At 62.6% G+C, this 17,066-nt stretch carries 16 protein-coding genes and 2 riboswitches; of the genes, 5 read left to right on the top strand and 11 right to left on the bottom strand.

Translation table 11 applies throughout. The annotated features are described in order from the left end of the window. Nucleotides 1–6: 6 nt before the first annotated feature. The 3 genes from AB4P90_RS13170 to AB4P90_RS13160 are packed head-to-tail and all read right to left on the bottom strand — an operon-like array spanning nucleotide 7 to nucleotide 2,734. Nucleotides 7–876, bottom strand: a complete 870-nt coding sequence (locus AB4P90_RS13170; RefSeq protein WP_019820232.1) for a rhomboid family intramembrane serine protease — start codon at nucleotides 874–876, stop codon at nucleotides 7–9. Next, nucleotides 873–1,847 (bottom strand): metallophosphoesterase, encoded by a 975-nt coding sequence (locus AB4P90_RS13165; RefSeq protein WP_161905160.1) that lies wholly within the window; start codon nucleotides 1,845–1,847, stop codon nucleotides 873–875. Before AB4P90_RS13165 ends, AB4P90_RS13170 begins: the two co-directional genes overlap by 4 nt. Beyond that, on the bottom strand, nucleotides 1,844–2,734 hold the full coding sequence (locus AB4P90_RS13160) for an NAD(+) kinase (protein WP_003217892.1): 891 nt from the start codon (nucleotides 2,732–2,734) through the stop codon (nucleotides 1,844–1,846). The genes AB4P90_RS13165 and AB4P90_RS13160 overlap by 4 nt, the downstream gene beginning before the upstream one ends. A gap of 144 nt (nucleotides 2,735–2,878) precedes the next feature. Here AB4P90_RS13160 and AB4P90_RS13155 point away from each other — a divergent pair, with 144 nt between their 5' ends. Next, nucleotides 2,879–3,826, top strand: coding sequence for a DUF1853 family protein (locus tag AB4P90_RS13155; RefSeq protein ID WP_395605963.1), 948 nt, complete (start codon nucleotides 2,879–2,881; stop codon nucleotides 3,824–3,826). Between the two features lie 322 nt (nucleotides 3,827–4,148). Here AB4P90_RS13155 and AB4P90_RS13150 read toward each other — a convergent pair whose 3' ends face one another. The 7 genes from AB4P90_RS13150 to AB4P90_RS13120 all read right to left on the bottom strand — a co-directional run bounded on the left by AB4P90_RS13150 (nucleotide 4,149) and on the right by AB4P90_RS13120 (nucleotide 13,554). Continuing rightward, entirely contained in the window at nucleotides 4,149–4,751 is a 603-nt protein-coding gene (locus tag AB4P90_RS13150) for a VWA domain-containing protein (RefSeq protein WP_058410565.1), read from the bottom strand. A gap of 53 nt (nucleotides 4,752–4,804) precedes the next feature. Continuing rightward, nucleotides 4,805–5,809: an ATP-binding protein gene (locus AB4P90_RS13145; RefSeq protein WP_395605962.1), complete on the bottom strand. Its 1,005-nt coding sequence runs from the start codon at nucleotides 5,807–5,809 to the stop codon at nucleotides 4,805–4,807. Nucleotides 5,810–5,934: 125 nt separating this feature from the next. Continuing rightward, a complete protein-coding gene (gene cobN / locus AB4P90_RS13140) occupies nucleotides 5,935–9,696 on the bottom strand; it encodes a cobaltochelatase subunit CobN (protein ID WP_014718279.1) in 3,762 nt (1,253 codons plus the stop codon). A 2-nt stretch (nucleotides 9,697–9,698) separates the two neighbouring features. Continuing rightward, complete coding sequence (cobW, locus tag AB4P90_RS13135; RefSeq protein WP_014718278.1) at nucleotides 9,699–10,760, bottom strand: cobalamin biosynthesis protein CobW; 1,062 nt, start codon at nucleotides 10,758–10,760, stop codon at nucleotides 9,699–9,701. A 92-nt stretch (nucleotides 10,761–10,852) separates the two neighbouring features. Then, a riboswitch (cobalamin riboswitch) is annotated at nucleotides 10,853–11,053 on the bottom strand. A gap of 64 nt (nucleotides 11,054–11,117) precedes the next feature. Next, nucleotides 11,118–11,609 (bottom strand): M10 family metallopeptidase C-terminal domain-containing protein, encoded by a 492-nt coding sequence (locus AB4P90_RS13130; protein WP_395605961.1) that lies wholly within the window; start codon nucleotides 11,607–11,609, stop codon nucleotides 11,118–11,120. Beyond that, nucleotides 11,603–12,565, bottom strand: a complete 963-nt coding sequence (locus AB4P90_RS13125) for an IS30-like element ISPpu17 family transposase (protein ID WP_004577240.1) — start codon at nucleotides 12,563–12,565, stop codon at nucleotides 11,603–11,605. The genes AB4P90_RS13130 and AB4P90_RS13125 overlap by 7 nt, the downstream gene beginning before the upstream one ends. Nucleotides 12,566–12,648: 83 nt before the next feature. Continuing rightward, complete coding sequence (locus AB4P90_RS13120) at nucleotides 12,649–13,554, bottom strand: M10 family metallopeptidase C-terminal domain-containing protein (RefSeq protein WP_395605960.1); 906 nt, start codon at nucleotides 13,552–13,554, stop codon at nucleotides 12,649–12,651. A gap of 191 nt (nucleotides 13,555–13,745) precedes the next feature. Beyond that, a riboswitch (cobalamin riboswitch) is annotated at nucleotides 13,746–13,958 on the top strand. 95 nt (nucleotides 13,959–14,053) lie between these two features. On the opposite strand from AB4P90_RS13120, the gene AB4P90_RS13115 reads away from it, so the two are divergent. From AB4P90_RS13115 to cobM, 4 genes are all read left to right on the top strand, one after another. Next, nucleotides 14,054–14,242 (top strand): CbtB-domain containing protein, encoded by a 189-nt coding sequence (locus AB4P90_RS13115; RefSeq protein WP_003190735.1) that lies wholly within the window; start codon nucleotides 14,054–14,056, stop codon nucleotides 14,240–14,242. Between the two features lie 11 nt (nucleotides 14,243–14,253). Then, nucleotides 14,254–14,958: a CbtA family protein gene (locus AB4P90_RS13110; RefSeq protein ID WP_395605959.1), complete on the top strand. Its 705-nt coding sequence runs from the start codon at nucleotides 14,254–14,256 to the stop codon at nucleotides 14,956–14,958. Continuing rightward, entirely contained in the window at nucleotides 14,955–15,347 is a 393-nt protein-coding gene (locus AB4P90_RS13105; protein WP_395605958.1) for a cobalamin biosynthesis protein, read from the top strand. The genes AB4P90_RS13110 and AB4P90_RS13105 overlap by 4 nt, the downstream gene beginning before the upstream one ends. 70 nt (nucleotides 15,348–15,417) lie before the next feature. Then, nucleotides 15,418–16,164 (top strand): precorrin-4 C(11)-methyltransferase, encoded by a 747-nt coding sequence (gene cobM / locus AB4P90_RS13100; protein ID WP_020301554.1) that lies wholly within the window; start codon nucleotides 15,418–15,420, stop codon nucleotides 16,162–16,164. Nucleotides 16,165–16,281: 117 nt separating this feature from the next. Here the strand turns inward: cobM and nfuA are convergent, their stop codons facing one another. Continuing rightward, nucleotides 16,282–16,866, bottom strand: a complete 585-nt coding sequence (nfuA, locus tag AB4P90_RS13095; RefSeq protein WP_003190728.1) for a Fe-S biogenesis protein NfuA — start codon at nucleotides 16,864–16,866, stop codon at nucleotides 16,282–16,284. Nucleotides 16,867–17,066: the final 200 nt, after the last annotated feature.

The following is a 17,066-nucleotide window of genomic DNA, read 5'->3' as shown; positions in this document are numbered from 1 at the left end:
TCCTTATCAAAGAGACGCTTTGCGACGGTTGTACAAACCGCCGAGCAAACCCGTCAAGCAACCGATGACCAACCCGCCCACATGGGCCGCGTTGGCGATTTCGCCGAAACCGATCATCGAGACCAGCCCCGACAGGCAGAGCAACAACCACACCAGCATCATCACCAGCACCCCACGGGGCAGGCGATAGGCCGGGTTGGGCGACAATAATTGAAAGATCCAGCAGTGCCCGAGCAGGCCGTACAAAACGCCAGACAAGCCGCCAAACAAGCCGGGGCCACCGTAGGCGTATTGCACGTAGTTGGAGACCAGGCTGAACAACAGGGTCAGGCCCAGCAGGTTGATGCTGCCCTGGCGCGCTTCAATGCGCCGACCCAGCTCCCAGTACCACATGCCGTTCATCGCCAGATGCAGGATGCCGAAGTGGATCAGCATCGGCGTGACCAGGCGCCACCACTGCCCCGAGGCCAGGGTGTCAGCCAACGGCGTGAACTGGATGTACTCGCCCAGCACCCGGAACGGCAGGAAGGTCAGCCAGGCCATGGTTTGCAGGTTTTCACCCAGCAGGGTCACCGCACCCACAATCAGGCTGGCCAACAGCACCAGCGCGGTGACTGGGCTGTGGCGCACCTGCTGGACAAAACCTGGCCGCGCAACCGGCGCCTGCTCGGGAATGTCCAGTTGCTGGTCGGGGTCGCCAGCGGGGAAACGTTGATACAGCACGCGCACGTCGTCGCTGATGGCCTCGGGCACCCACAGCACCTGTTCACCGGCCTCCTCGCTGACGCGGTGCGGCACCTGCATGCGGTGCAGCAACTTGACGAAGCCCCCCAGGTCGACGCTCAGGGGCAAGCGCAATACAGCTACGGTACTCATGGAATGGCCTCTGGTCGCTCAACGTCGACCCATACGAATTTACGCGGATCCAGCTGGGTTTCCTGGTCCAGTCGATACGCCACCAGCTTGCCGTACAGCACCGCGCTGTAGTCCAGGCAGGCCAGGTTCGGGCGGATCGGCGCGGGTTTGCCGCTGCGCCAGTAGTGGCCGACGAACAACAGCGGTTCATCGACGCCATAGCGCAGCAAAGAATTCTTTTGTGTGGACGACAACGGCGTGCGTGCCACCGGCTCCGGCAAGGCGTCGGGCTGGAACACGATGTCACCGTAGGTCTTGGGGTCGTCTTCCCAGAACTTGGTGCGAAAGAACGAACGCGTCAGGCCATCGCCACCGGTCAGGGTGAGCCCATCGGGCAGGCGCATATCGGTGCCGCGCAACAGGCGATCGAATGCATTGCAGGCGAAACTGCCCGGTACGGCGGCGGCTTGCAGGAAGTGTTGGTCGATGCAGCCGTCCGGGAAGGTCGCGCGCAGCGGCTGGATAAAACTGTCATCCCAGCACGCGTGCACTACGCGAAAACGCCCGGCGTCGACAAACAGCGGCATGTCGTAGAACCAGCCGAGGAAGTCGTGCCAGTCGGCCGGGTGGTGTTCGAACTGGGTCAGGGTCTCGTGGATCAAGCGGGCGTGGCGCGGGTTGTGCTCACGCACAAACTGCTTGCCGCTGCCCGGCGGGGCCGGCGTGGTCCAGCCCAGCGCATTGAACTCGTGGTTGCCCATGATGCACAGCGCCTGGCCGGCCTCGGTCATATCGTGGACGATATGCAGCGCCTCACGGATGCGCGGGCCACGGTCGATGATATCGCCCAGGAACACCGCCATGCGTGACGGATGGCGCCAAGTGCCGCCCTGCTTGTGGTAACCCAATTGGTCGAGCAAGTGCTCAAGGGTATGAGCGCAACCGTGCACGTCACCAATCAGGTCGTAGCTACGCGCGGGATCGAGCATCAGTCGCCTCCACCTCCCAAGCGGCTGCCCCAGCCTAACTTGGTGCGGCACACTTCGTAGTAGTTGTGATCCAGCGGGTGGATCAAGCGCAACTTCTGTGCCTTCTTGCTCACGGTGATGGTGTCACCGGGGGCGCAGGTGAAATGGTTCTGCCCGTCGCAGGAGACTTGCGGGTAGATTTGCATGTCTTTGGACACCACGATTTTCAGCTCACTGTTGCCATCGACCACAATTGGCCGACTGGACAACATATGGGGGTACATCGGCACGATCACAATGGCATCGAGCTTGGGGTGCATGATCGGGCCGCCGGCCGACAGCGCGTAGGCGGTAGAACCGGTGGGTGTGGCGACGATCAGGCCGTCGGCCTTCTGGCTGCAGACGAACTGGCCATCGATGTACAGCTCGAACTCGATCATGCGCGTGGATTTGCCGGGGTGCAGCACCACGTCGTTAAGGGCATCGCCCTGGCCGATCGCCTCGCCATGGCGGCGCACTTCGGCCTGCAGCAGGAAGCGGTTCTCCACCAGGTAATGGCCGTCGAGCACCTTGGCCACTTCGACTTCCAGCTCATCGGGGCGGATGTCGGTGAGGAACCCCAGGCTGCCGCGGTTGATCCCCAGCACCGGCACGTTATGGCGCGCCAGCGCCCGGGCAGCGCCGAGCAGGCTGCCATCGCCACCGACCACGATGACCATGTCGCACACCTCGCCGAGCATCTTGCGCGACGAGGTTTGCAGGCCATGGCCAGGGAGGATTTCAGCGATGGTGTCTTCGAGGATCACATGCAGGTGGCGCTCGAGCAGAAACTTCTTCAGCCGGCGGACGGTGTCCAACACCTGGGTACTGCCCAGGCGACCGATAATGCCGATATTGCGAAATTGCTCCATGGGGCTCCTGCGGGATCTGGGGTGAGGCAAAAAGAGCGATTATGGGCGAAAGGCCGCCTCAGGCAAAATCCTTTGTCGCCGCCACGCCTTGATGACAATGGTTCTCAGGCACCTTCTGCGCGCTGAAAAGGCTATGCTCGGACCATGACGCCATTCCCCGACTTGCACACCCTGCCCCGCCAACTGCGCCACCCCGAGGTGCGCGACCTGGCGTGGGTGATGCTCGCACCACCGATGCTGGCGCAGACGCCTTGGCCGCAGCGCCATCCGCTGGCGGGCAGTGACTGGGTGCAAGCCCCTCACCAACTCGAAGCCTGGCTGCGCCAGCTGGACCAGGACAGCAGCGCGTTGCAGCAGTGGTTGAGCCTGACACGTACCCGGCGCCTGGGCCTGTACTACGAGCGCTTGTGGCAATTTGCGGTGCAGCAGGCGCCGGGTGTGGAGTTGCTGGCCGCCAACCTGCCGATCCGCCGTGCCGGGCACACCCTGGGCGAACTGGACATGCTGCTGCGCGACCGCGATGGGGTGCACCACCTGGAACTGGCGATCAAACTCTACCTGGGCCCGCAGGACGGCAACGGCCAGGACGCTACGCAATGGCTGGGGCCTGGCTGCCATGATCGGCTGGACCGCAAACTCGCACACCTGGCCGAGCATCAATTGCCAATCTCTGCGCGGGCAGAAAGCCGCGAGGCCTTGGCGGCGCTGGATATCCAAGCGTTCGATGCGCACTTGTGGCTCGGCGGCTATCTGCTCTACCCCTGGCCCGGCGCGGCGCTCTCCCCCCTCGGCGCTCACCCGCAGCACCTGCGTGGGCGCTGGTTGCATCAGCGCGACTGGACAGACTTTGTCAGCACCCGCCCAGAGGGCCGTTGGCAACCCCTGCCCCGCCATGCCTGGCTGGCGCCCGCGCATTACCCGGCCGATGAAGTGTGGAGTGAAGTGCAGATGAAAGGCTGGCTGGCAGACCTGGACCCGATGGCCCCGGCGCAGTTGCTGGTGCGCATGGTGCCGAACGGTGAGGCGTGGGAAGAAGCAGAGCGGTTGTTTCTGGTGGCGGATCTTTGGCCGAATGTACCGGGGACAGGCTGATAGGTGTGCGGTGTAATTGAGGGCCTCATCGCAGGCAAGCCAGCTCCCACATGGAACCGGCGGCGCCGCCAGAATGTGGGAGCTGGCTTGCCTGCGATGGCGATAGCCCAGGCGCTACAGCTTATCGATGTGCTGATACTCCAACTGAAGCCACACCGTTTGACGCGCCGCCTATCCCTGTGGGAGCTGGCTTGCCTGCGATGGCGATAGCCCAGGCGCTACAGCTTATCGATGTGCTGATAATCCAACTGAAGCCACACTGTTTGACGCGCCGCCTATCCCTGTGGGAGCTGGCTTGCCTGCGATGGCGATAGCCCAGGCGCTACAGCTTATCGATGTGCTGATACTCCAACTGCAATCCGACCGCCAATTCCTCAGCACGCCCCAACCTGATAGGCCCACGTTCGATGTCAATCAGCATGCCTGGACACTCCAACCGCGGCAGCGCGCCCGTCGCCTTGAGCCGCCCATCGGTCACCACCAGCAGCTTCTGTTGCTCGGCCCGATAGCGCTTGCGCCGTGCCGCCAACCAATGCCCCGCCTCCGTCAGCGCAGCCAGCAACGGCGTCCCGCCGCCTGCTCCCAACTGCCCCAACCAATCGGCCAAGCCTTTCGCCGCCTTCAAGCCTTGCACCTGCCACTTCGGCGATTGCCCGCTGGCCGTCAATAACGCCATGCGCGCCCGTTGCCGATAAGCATCGTCAAACAGCTGAGCCAACAACCCCTTGGCATCGGTCAACGCCCGATGGCGCCGCGTGGACGCCGAGGCATCGACAATCACCAACCACAGTTCAGGAGCCGACCGGCTACGCAGGTGGAACAGCAGGTCCTCATGGCATTGCGGCCGCCCACCCAGCAACGTGCCCGGCCAATTGATCGCCCCGCGCTGTGCGCTGCGGGCCTTGCCCTGCCGGCCAGTGTTCAATCGCCCCGCCTGGGGCCGGGCATCCGCCCCCGTGTCAGCTCGGGGGCGGATGCCTAGGGCTTTTTTGGCCAGGTGGGTACATCGCGGCGGGTGCCCGTGGGCAAGGCGGGTGCGGGCATATCGCCCCACTGGCCTTGGCCGGGCGAGGGGTCAGAGGGTGACGATGACGGCCCGTCATTCGGCGGGGGCGGCGCGCCTGCAGGCGCTTGCTGCTGACGTCGATGGCGCAAGGCGAACTCCGCCACCGCGTCGATATCGTCCTGCTCGATAGCGACGGCGCCACGCCACGCCGCATGGGCACGGGCGCCACGCAACCAGACCAGGTCGGCACGCAGGCCGTCGACCCCTGCGGCAAAGCAGCGCTCGGTGATGTGGGCCAACGCCTGGTCATCCAAGCCGATACTGTCTAGCCGTGCCCGCGCCAGGGTGCAGCGTTCGCGCAAGGCAGCTTGCGCTGGCGCCCACTGCGCGCAGAACGCCGCCGGGTCAGTGTCGAAATCCAGGCGACGCCGAATGATCTGCCCGCGCTCGGCGGGCAAGGTTTGCCCGCTCAAGGCCACGTTGAAGCCGAAGCGGTCGAGCAACTGCGGGCGCAGCTCGCCCTCCTCCGGGTTCATGGTGCCGATCAGTACAAAGCGCGCCGCATGGCGATGGGAAATCCCGTCGCGTTCGATCAGGTTGGTGCCGCTGGCGGCTACGTCCAGCAGCAGGTCCACCAAGTGGTCGGCCAGCAGGTTGACTTCATCCACGTACAACACCCCGCCGTCGGCCTTGGCCAACACGCCGGGGGAGAATTGCGCGCGGCCTTCGCCCAGCGCGGCATCCAGGTCCAGGGTGCCGACCAGGCGCTCTTCGGTCGCGCCCAGGGGCAAAGTGACAAACTGCCCGCTGGCCAGCAGGTCTGCCAGCCCGCGGGCCAGAGTCGACTTGGCCATGCCCCGTGGCCCTTCGATCAGCACGCCGCCGATCTTCGGGTCGATGGCCGCCAGGCACAGCGCGAGCTTCAAGTCATCGGCGCCGACCACGGCGGACAGCGGGAAATGGGGAGTATCAGTCATAGTCAACTCTTAATAGCTCGTTCCAACGCTCCCGCGTGGGAACGCTTCGCTGGACGCTCGGCGTCCGTTCTTGTGACGCAGAGCGTCACGGGCTGCATTCCCACGCGGAGCGTGGGAACAATCACTCAGCTGTCTTCTTCTATGTCCAGCAACAGGTTTTCCAAGGCTTCGCGGTACGCCCCCGGTGCCTGCCACAAGCCACGTTGCTGGGCTTCGAGCATGCGCTCGGTCATGTCGCGCAGGGCATCTGGGTTGTGCTGTTGCACAAAGGCACGGGTATCAGGGTCCAGCAGGTAGGCATCGGCGAGCAAGGCGTATTGGTGATCGTCAATCAGCGCGGTGGTAGCGTCGAAGGCGAACAGGTTGTCCACGGTCGCGGCCATTTCAAACGCGCCTTTATAGCCATGGCGCTTCACGCCTTCGATCCACTTGGGGTTGGCCGCACGGGAACGGATCACCCGGTTGAGCTCTTCTTTCAAGGTGCGGATTTTCGGCACGTCCGGCTGGCTGTGGTCGCCATGGTAGCTGGCGGCCTTTTCGCCGCTCAGGGTTTCCACGGCGGCCAGCATGCCGCCCTGGAATTGGTAGTAGTCGTTGGAGTCGAGCAAGTCGTGCTCGCGATTGTCCTGGTTCTGCAACACCGCCTGCACCTGGCTCAGCCGCTGGGCAAATTGCTCGCGGGCCGCAGTGCCTTCGTCAGCCCCCCCGTAAGCGTAGCCACCCCAGTTCAGGTAGACCTCGGCCAAGTCCTCGCGGCTCTGCCACAAGCGCCCGTCAATCGCGCCCTGCACGCCCGCGCCATAGGCACCCGGTTTGGCGCCGAAAATGCGCCAGCCGGCTTGCTTGGCCGCGGCACCTTCATCCAGGCCCGCCTCAAGCAATGCTTGGCGTTCACTGCGCACTTTGGCGGCCAGCGGGTTCATGTCGTCGGGTTCATCCAGGGCCGCCACCGCCTGCACCGCCGCATCGAACAGGCGGATCAGGTTGGCAAACGCATCGCGGAAGAACCCGGACACGCGCAGGGTCACGTCCACGCGCGGACGGTCCAATAAGCTGATCGGCAGGATCTCGAAATCGTCCACCCGCTGGCTGCCGGTGGCCCATACCGGGCGCACGCCCATCAGCGCCATGGCTTGGGCGATATCGTCCCCGCCAGTGCGCATGGTGGCAGTGCCCCATACCGACAGGCCGAGCTGACGCAGGTGGTCACCGTGGTCTTGCAGGTGCCGCTCAAGAATCAGGTTGGCCGACTGGAATCCGAGACGCCAGGCCGTGGTGGTTGGCAGGTTGCGTACGTCCACGGTAAAGAAGTTACGCCCCGTAGGCAGCACATCCAGCCGACCGCGACTCGGGGCACCGCTGGGCCCCGCCGGGACAAAACGCCCACTCAAGGCATCGAGCAAGCCACGCATCTCTGCGGGGCCGCAGGCATCCAGGCGTGGCGCGACGACGATGCGCAGGCCTTCGATCACCGCCTTCACCTCCTGCCAGCCGGGCTCTTCCAACTGTTCGATGGGGCCTTCCAGTGCCTGCTCGATCAAGCGCGCCGCGTACAACTCCAGACGTTCACGGGTATCCCCGGCCGTACGCCACAGCTGATCGTCAATCTTCTGCAACACCAACGGGCGCCGCCCCGTCCAGGGCTCGGCCAGTGCGCAATCGAGCGGATCAAACCCCAGGTCGAATGCCTTGGCCAACACTCGCAGCAGGCTCGACTGCGGGCCCCGGCCATCGCCACGGGGAATGCGCAACAGCGCCAGCAAGGTGTCGATACGCAAGCGGCCCTCGGGCGACTCGCCAAAGATATGCAGGCCATCGCGGATCTGCGATTCCTTCAAGTCGCACAGGTAGGTATCCAGGCGCGGCAGCCACACCGCCGCGTCCGCCTCACTGCCCAGTTCAAGCTCCTGGTCGATACGGGTTTCGCGCACCAGTTTGAGGATGTCTTTTTGCAGCTCCAGCGCACGGCGCGGGTCGAGCAATTGCGCCTCGTAATATTCGTCGGCCAATAACTCAAGGTCACGCAGCGGGCCGTAGGTTTCGGCGCGGGTCAGCGGTGGCATCAGATGGTCGATGATCACCGCCTGGGTGCGCCGCTTGGCCTGGGCGCCCTCACCCGGGTCGTTGACGATAAACGGGTAGATATTCGGCAGCGGCCCCAGCAATGCATCCGGCCAGCAGTGCTCCGACAGGCCCACGCCTTTGCCGGGCAGCCACTCCAGGTTGCCGTGCTTGCCCACATGGATCACGCCGTGGGCGCCGTAGGTATGGCGTAGCCAGAAATAGAACGCCAGGTAGCCATGGGGCGGCACCAGGTCCGGGTCGTGGTACACCGCGCTGGCATCTACCTGGTAACCCCGGGCCGGCTGGATGCCGACAAAGGTCAGGCCCAGGCGCAGGCCGGCGACCATCAAGCGGCCATCGCGGCACATCGGATCGTTTTGCGGCGCGCCCCAACGCTCCAGCACGGCCTGGCGATTGGAGGCCGGCAAACGATCAAACATCGCCTGGTATTCCACAAGGCTCAGGCTTTGATGGCAGGGGCGCAGGTCGAGGCTGTCGAGATCGTTGGTGACGCCGCCGAGCAGTTCATGGATCAGCGCGGTGCCGCTGTCGGGCAGCCGCTCCGCCACCGGGTAGCCCTCGGCTTGCAAGGCGCGCAGGATATTCAGCGCTGCCGCAGGGGTGTCCAGGCCTACGCCGTTGCCGATGCGACCGTCGCGGGTCGGGTAGTTGGCGAGGATCAACGCAATCCGTTTCTCGGCATTGGGCACACGCGCCAACTCGACCCAACGGCGTGCCAGCTCAGCGACAAAATCCATGCGTTCGGGCGCTGCGCGGTAGCACACCACGTCCGACTGGCTGCGCTCGCTGCGCCAGGCCAGGTCCTTGAAACTGATCGGCCGGCTGATGATGCGCCCGTCCAACTCCGGCAAGGCAATGTGCATCGCCAGGTCGCGGGGCCCCAGGCCTTGTTCGCTGGCCTGCCAGCCGGGCTGGTTGTCCTGGGCGCAGATCGCCTGGATCACCGGGATATTGCGGCGAAACGGGCGCAAATGCGGCGCTTCCGGGCTCGATTGGGCAAAGCCGGTGGTGTTCAGAATTACCGCGGCTTGCACGTCATCCAGCAGGTCCTCGACCACCGTGAGGCAGCCGGGTTCTTTCAAACTGGCCACCGCGACAGGCAAGGGGTTGAGGCCCGCCGCCTGTAAGCGCTGGCAGAACACATCAATAAAACCGGTATTGGCCGCCTGTAAATGGGAGCGGTAGAACAGCACCGCAGCCACCGGCCAATCAGCGTGCCAATCGGCCTGCCAGTCATTGAGGCGGGCATTGGCGTTGTGCGGGTGATAGATCGCCGTGCGCGGCAGCGCTTGCGGCTCGGCCCAGGCATAGTCGCGTCCCAGGTGGGCACTGGCCAGGCAGTGGTAAAAATCCAGGGCATTGCCCAGGCCACCTTGGCGCAGGAAGTGCCAGAGGCGCTCGCGGTGTTCGGCCGCAACGGTGCTCAGGCCGCTGAGTTCCGGGTCTGGACGGTCGTCACCCGGCACCAGGATCAGGGTGACGCCGCGTTCGGCCAACTCCACCAGGCGCTCGATGCCGTAGCGCCAATACCCGATGCCGCCGTGCAATGACAGCAGGATGACCTTGGCGTGGCGCAATACCTCGTCGACGTACAGGTCGACCGAGGCATGGTTCTGCACCTGCATTGGGTTGGCCAGGCGCAGGCTGGGGTAATCCTCGGGCAATTGCTGGGCGGCTTCGGCGAGCAGCGCCAGGCTGGAATCGCCGCTGCACAGGATCACCAGTTCAGCGGGGGTCTGGCCAAGGTCGGCAATATTGTCGTCCGCGACGAAACCACCGGGTTGGGTCCTGAGCAGGTGCATGGTTAAACGCTGAGGGCAGCGCGCAATTGCGCTTCGAGGCCGGCGGCGTCCAGTTCCTGGCCGATCAGCACCAGGCGCGTGGTGCGTGCTTCGTCAGCGCCCCAGGCACGGTCGAAGTGCTTGTCAAAGCGCGTGCCCACGCCCTGGATCAGCAGGCGCATCGGTTTGTTGGGGATCGCGGCAAACCCTTTCACCCGCAGGATGCCGTGCTGCACCACCAATTGGGTCAGGGCGTCGAGCAGCAGCGCCTCATCGGCTTGGGGCAAGTCGATGGAGATGGAGTCAAAGGCATCGTGATCGTGGTCGTCTTCACCTTCGTGGTGATGGTCGTGATGGCTGTGACGCCCGTCGATATGTTCCTCGGAACCGGCGCCCAGGCCGATCAGCACGTCCAGAGGCAGGCGACCGCTGCTGGCTTCGATGATCTTCACCGCGGCCGGCAGTTCTTCGGCGACCTCCAGGCGCACGCGGGCCAGGTCTTCGGCGCTGATCAGGTCGCTTTTGTTGAGGATCACCAGGTCGGCGCTGGCCAGTTGGTCGGCGAACAACTCATGCAACGGCGACTCGTGGTCCAGGTTCGGGTCAAGTTTGCGCTGGGCGTCGACCTGGTCCGGAAAGGCGGCAAAGGTACCGGCGGCCACGGCCGGGCTGTCGACCACGGTGATCACCGCGTCAACGGTGCAGGCGCTGCGGATTTCCGGCCACTGGAAGGCTTGCACCAACGGCTTGGGCAGGGCCAGGCCCGAGGTTTCGATGAGGATATGGTCCAGGTCACCGCGACGGGCGACCAATTCGCGCATCACCGGAAAGAACTCTTCCTGCACCGTGCAGCACAGGCAACCGTTGGCCAGTTCGTAGACGCGGCCATTGGCTTCTTCTTCGGTGCAACCGATAGAACACTGCTTGAGGATTTCACCGTCGATGCCCAGCTCGCCGAACTCGTTGACGATCACCGCAATGCGACGGCCCTGGGCGTTGTCGAGCATATGGCGCAACAGCGTGGTTTTGCCCGAGCCAAGGAAGCCGGTAACGATGGTGACGGGAAGTTTGGCCAGTGTTTTCATCGAATGCCCTTTGGGGCGGGCATACGGGACGACAGGCCCTGCGGCGGCGCGCAGCAGCGGATTTCGTCACCGGATCACCCCGCCCGGTTGAATTGGAAAATCAGTGGCGAGGCAGGTCTCCTGGCTAGGGGTGTGCAGGTCTTGCGACCAACGCTGACTGCGCCTTCCCGCCCTATCGGCAGTGGCGTGGCAGTCAACTGAACCCTTCACAGTTGCGGGGGCAGCCGCGGCTTGAACCGCGTTCCCTTCTTAGCTTCGGCCTGGGCCGAAGAACCTCGAGGGTGCAAGGCTACGCAGTGCACGGCAGGCGGTCAATGCTCAAGCACCTACCGGCAAGTCGGTCCAGGCAGCGGCCAACTAGGCGTAGCGCTGCCTGCCAGGATTGGCGGTGATGATGTCGGGCACATTGATCGGGCCGTAAGCCTTGAGGAAAAAATCAAATCGGCCATTCCCTGTGAGGTCGATGGCCAGCCTAGACAGGTTAGTCGTACGGTTGTAATCCAGAATCGCTTCACCTGGTTTGCCCGTCAGCCGCCTGACGAACCTCAGGGCATCAACCCCCGCGTTGCCCAGCAGGTTCGACAGATCGATTCTGTCCACACCCGTGACAAAATCCATAATCTGATCGGGATATTCCGGCGTGGAGTCGCTGGCATTGTCGTAAGCGAAGGTGTCAGCGCCCCCCGCACCTCGGAGTCGATCCGCACCCGCCCCACCTTTAAGCACGTTGTTTGCTTGGTTACCAATGATCGAGTCATGCCCGGAGCCGCCGATTGCATTCTCCAGCGTAACCCCCTTGGCAATGGAAACATTCCCCACCAGGCCGCCAACATCCCCTGAATTCAACACATAAGTGCAACGCTCACCCCTGTATGCACTTCGTACGGCGTCTTCCAGCCCAAGCGCTTGCGCGGGCGTAGATTGATCCTCGCTACTGTCCGATTGACGGCTTCGACGGTCAGCTTGCTGAAGTCGCTGCCCTTGGGGAAATACTGGCGGAGCAGACCGTTGGTGTTTTCATTGGTGCCACGTTGCCAGGATGAATAGGGGTCTGCAAAAAAGACCTGGCACTGGCTCCGTAGCGCGATGCGTTCATGCCCGGCAAACTCCCTTCCGTTATCCAGCGTCAGCGTGTGAGCGGCATGGCCCTGAAGCATCAGATTGATCGCCCGCGTTACCTGCCGGCGCGTTCTGCGCTTGACCGGATAGGCGCTCAGATAGCCGCTTTTGCGATCAACCAGGGTCACCAGGTTACCGCCCAGTCCATGTACCGTATCGCCCTCCCAGTCCCCCAGGCGCTCGCGGCTTTCGACCTCGGCTGGGCGTTCACTGATTGACACGCGATTACGCAGCTGCCCGCGCCGATCGTGGCTTCCATAGCGTTTCCGGTAGCGCTTTCGGCGATGTCGCAGATAGGTATAAAGCTCACCACCGGCGCGCTGTTCGGCGGCAATGAACCGATAAATCCACTCATGGCTGACCGCCCGGCTTGGCTGCTCCTGCTTCAACCGCTGGGCGATCTGCTCCGGACTCATGCCATGCTTGAGCCACACCGGGAGATGATGGCTGAGCCATGTCGCCGGCTTGCAAAACTTGCGCGCACCCGCTCGACGAGCATCACTTTCATGGGCCGCAGAAACAGCCTTGTAGATATTCTGGGTGCTGTTGCGGCGAACCTCGCGACTGATCGTCGAGGGATGCACGCCGACCCGCTTTGCAATGCTCGCCTGGCTCTCTGCGGCGCTCAAGCCAGCCTCAATCTGGTAACGTTGTCCCTGAGTCAGCTGCCGGTAATGCGTAGTCATCTGCGCTTGAATCCTTCGGTGTGAGAGCCTGGATTCTACCGGTGGCTGGCTCTCTGCCTCTCGTTTCAAGCGTTGCGCTTATTCTATGAATTCAGGTCCGAAAAGGACTCCGCCCGCAAATTGATAGTCTGGTTTTGGTGATACTTGGAAAAGTCCAACGTATCGACACCACCACCGTCCCATACACAAAACAAGGCCGTATCGTGACGCGAGTTCAACTCCAGATAGTCTCGTCCCGCATTGGAGTTGAAGCCATAGGTGGTATCTGAATTGCGCGTCGTGTTATTGGCACCATAAACCCGCTGCGCAGCGGCGATATCATCCATCATCGGCGCCGACGGTAACTTTCCATTGAAGTGTTTACCCGCTTCAGGTGCATCGAAGTAGCTCATCACGCTGTAAGCCCGCGTATCCTGAGCATATAAGGCGTGATCGCGGTAATTGGGATTACCAAAATTATAGGTGCCTGGGTGTAACAGGCCCAGGTTGTGCCCAATTTCATGGGTCAGGGTCATTCGCCCATGGTTGTGCAAGGCTGGATTAGTATTGGTGCCAAATCGGGGATTGATCAGCACTTTACCTTCCTGGCCCGGATACTGGCCGAAGGCGACCTCGTAGTCCGTGCTATTGGAGAACGCTAGAAGCCCCTCGGGGCGACGACTGCCTTCCTGGAATGAAACATTCGCGACATCCTCCCACGATTGCATCGAGCGCCGGGCCTGCTCTTTCTGGGTCGCATTGAACGCCGTGTGCCCTCTTGCGTGCTTGTTGAATGAATAGGAGATCTGCGTGATGCCGTCGCGATTGGCGTCAAACCAACGATGGCCGGTTCGAGTGATTTGACGCGCGGCCTGATCAACCGTGAAAGAGGGTTTATCAACGTTCGATTCAGAGGGGTCGTTGGGCCTGAGGGTCGCATCGGCCACCGCTGATTGCTGATCGCCAGCAAGCGGCGCATGAAAACTTTGCAGCGTATTGGAAAGTCGCATAAAGCCCACCGTTAATTTCAATGTTGCGCGGGGAGATAAACCGGGTTTCCTTCTTAGTTATCGAAAAAAGCGCAGGCGTTCCCAAACACTTCATACATCGCGTGTCTGCCTATTGCGTCTGCAAATACTTCATCGCCGTGTACTTCGTAGGTGTCCTCATCCAATTGACGCTGACCTGCACACCATGCTCTCCTACACACCTTGTTTCGGGTGCCCTTCACAGGGTGAAACGGGAAACCGGTGCGTCAAATCCAATGACAAGTCCGGTGCTGCCCCCGCAACGGTAAGCGAGCGAAGCGTCATGGCCACTGTGCTTTTGCATGGGAAGGCGATGCTTTCAGGAGGACTCTTTGATGAGCCGCCCCTCGCAAGCCCGGAGACCGGCCCGAAAAATTCAGATAACAAACCCGCGGTGGGCGGGCGCTGTTCGAACCCTGCGTGCCTGGCGCGTGGGGTTTTCATGCGCTCGTTTCACCCTGACACCTGAAAGGGACGCGCCATGTCGATCATCAGCAGCACTTCGCACACCGCCACTAGCACCGCCACCCTCAGCCAACGCCTGACCGCCGCCATCGGTGCGTCGATCCTTGGCGCGTGCCTGGTGTATTTCGCCGGGTTCTCGCATATCGAGGCAGTGCACAACGCCGCCCACGATACCCGCCACAGCGCCGCGTTCCCGTGCCATTGAGAGCTGCCGACATGATCAAGCGTATTGCGCAAACCGCAGGTTTCACTGGGCTATTGGCTGCCTTGCTGCTGACCCTGCTGCAAAGTTTCTGGGTGGCACCGCTGATTCTGCAGGCGGAAAGCTTTGAAAAAGCCCCGCCAGCCGCCGAAATGGTGCATGAGCACGCCGCTGGCGCTGCAGCCCACAGCCACGATGCCCAAGCCTGGGAGCCGGAAGATGGCTGGCAGCGGGTGTTGTCCACCACTGGAGGCAACCTGGTGGTGGCCGTAGGCTTTGCACTGATGCTCGCCGGCCTCTACACGCTGCGTGCGCCGACCCGCACCGCGCAAGGCCTGCTCTGGGGCCTGGCCGGCTACGCGACCTTTGTACTGGCACCCACCCTGGGCCTGCCCCCGGAGCTGCCTGGCACCGCGGCGGCTGACCTGACGTTACGCCAGACCTGGTGGATCGGCACCGCAGCGTCCACCGCCGCCGGCCTGGCGCTGATCGTGTTCGGTCGCAACTGGCTGTTGAAAGCGCTTGGGCTGGCGATTCTTGCCGTTCCCCACGTCATCGGCGCGCCGCAGCCGCAACTGCACTCGATGTTGGCCCCCGAGGCGCTCGAAGCGCAGTTCAAGATCGCCTCGCAATTGACCAACGTCGCTTTCTGGCTGGCCTTGGGCCTGATCAGCGCCTGGTTGTTCCGCCGCAACCGCGACGACCAATACTCGGCATGATCCTGGTTGTCGGCTTGGGCTGCCAGCGAGGCTGTGAGGTTCACAGCCTGCTGGCGTTGCTCGACAGCTCCCTGGCCGAGGCCGGCATTGATCGCTCACGCGTGACCGCGCTGGCAAGCATTGACCACAAACGCGATGAACCTGGGCTGCTGGCACTGGCCCAGCGATTGAACCTGCCCTTGCAGTGCTTCAGCGCCGAGCACCTGGCGGGCTATGAACATCGGCTGAGCCATCGCTCAGCGCTGGCTTTTGCTCACACCGGCTGTTACGGCGTGGCCGAAAGCGCCGCCCTGGCCCTGGCCGAACAGCTGTCCGACAGCCCTGCCCGCCTGCTGATCACCCGTCAAAAAAGCGCGCAGGCCACCTTTGCGTTAGCCTGCGCGGGTTAAAAACCCGATAATTTCCGCTCTTGAGCATGAGCCGTGTTCATGCTCGCCCGTTTTTCAACAGGATTTCTCCATGACCGTCTACTTTATCGGCGCCGGCCCCGGTGATCCGGAATTGATCACCGTCAAGGGCCAGCGGCTGATCCGCAGTTGCCCGGTGATCATCTACGCCGGCTCGCTGGTGCCCGCCGCCGTGCTGGAAGGTCATCAGGCGCTCCAGGTGGTCAACAGCGCCGAACTGCACCTGGAGCAGATCATCGAGCTGATCAAGACGGCCCATGCCCAAGGCCAGGACGTGGCGCGGGTGCACTCCGGTGATCCCAGCCTGTATGGGGCGATTGGTGAACAAATACGCCATTTGCGTGAGCTGGGCATCCCTTTCCAGATCATTCCAGGGGTCACGGCGGTCGCCGCGTGCGCGGCCCTGCTGGAGACCGAACTGACCCTGCCGGACATCGCCCAAAGCGTGATCCTGACCCGTTACGCCGATAAAACCAGCATGCCTCCCGGTGAAGACTTCGACAGCCTGGCGCGACATGGCACCACGATGGCGATTCATCTGGGGGTCAATCATCTGGAGAAAATCGTTGCCGAGCTGCTGCCGCATTACGGTTCGGACTGCCCGATTGCCGTGGTACACCGTGCCACCTGGCCGGATCAGGATTGGGTGGTCGGTACGCTGAGTGACATTGCCGAGAAAGTTGCGGCGAAGGGGTTTCGGCGGACAGCGTTGATTGTGGTGGGGCAGGTGTTGGCCAGTGACAGCTTCAGCGAGTCGTCGCTGTACCGCGCAGGGCATGCGCACCTCTATCGCCCCTGAAGCCAGCTCCCAAACTTGATCTGCTTTATCAGATATATTTTGCAACTCTATGAATTTAAATAATAAAAAACGGCGCTCACGAGGCGCCGTCTTTTATGTTCGCAGTGAACACCTTACTCAGTAGTAGGCGTTTTCTTTCTGCGTGTGATCAGTCACGTCACGCACACCCTTGAGTTCAGGAATACGTTCCAGCAGCGTGCGCTCGATGCCCTCACGCAAGGTCACGTCCGCCTGGCCGCAGCCCTGGCAGCCGCCGCCGAATTTCAGCACGGCGATACCGTCATCCACCACGTCGATCAGACTCACCTGGCCGCCGTGGCTGGCCAACCCCGGGTTGATCTCGGTTTGCAGGTAATAATTGATGCGCTCGTTGACCGGGCTGTCGGCGTTGACGTTCGGCACCTTGGCGTTGGGCGCTTTGATGGTCAACTGGCCGCCCATACGGTCGGTGGCATAGTCGACCACGGCGTCGTCCAGGAAGGCTTCGCTGAAGGCATCGATGTACGCGGTGAAGCTTTTGAGCCCCAGGGCGGTGTCTTCAGGCTTCTCTTCGCCGGGCTTGCAGTAGGCAATGCAAGTCTCGGCATACTGGGTGCCGGGCTGGGTGATAAAGACGCGGATGCCGATACCCGGGGTGTTCTGCTTGGACAGCAGGTCAGCCAGGTAATCGTGGGCGGCGTCGGTAATGGTTATGGCAGTCATGGAAACTCCTCACAGGCTTGCCCGCAGTTTACGCCAAATTATTACGCAGGTACAAAGTCCGAGTATTTTTGTCGGGAAAGACCTGTTCCTGTTGGCCTGACGCATCGTGACACCTGGCCATTTCTGCGAAAACCTGTGCCTACCTATATAGCCCCCCCCGCAAACCCCGGCTCAATAGAGTGAATCCTCTTCGACTACGG

The sequence above is a fragment of the Pseudomonas sp. B16120 genome, assembly GCF_044218845.1.
Lineage (GTDB): Bacteria > Pseudomonadota > Gammaproteobacteria > Pseudomonadales > Pseudomonadaceae > Aquipseudomonas > Aquipseudomonas paracarnis.
Note: the sequence above shows the minus strand (reverse complement) of the source record. Positions and strands in the feature narration are given on the sequence as shown.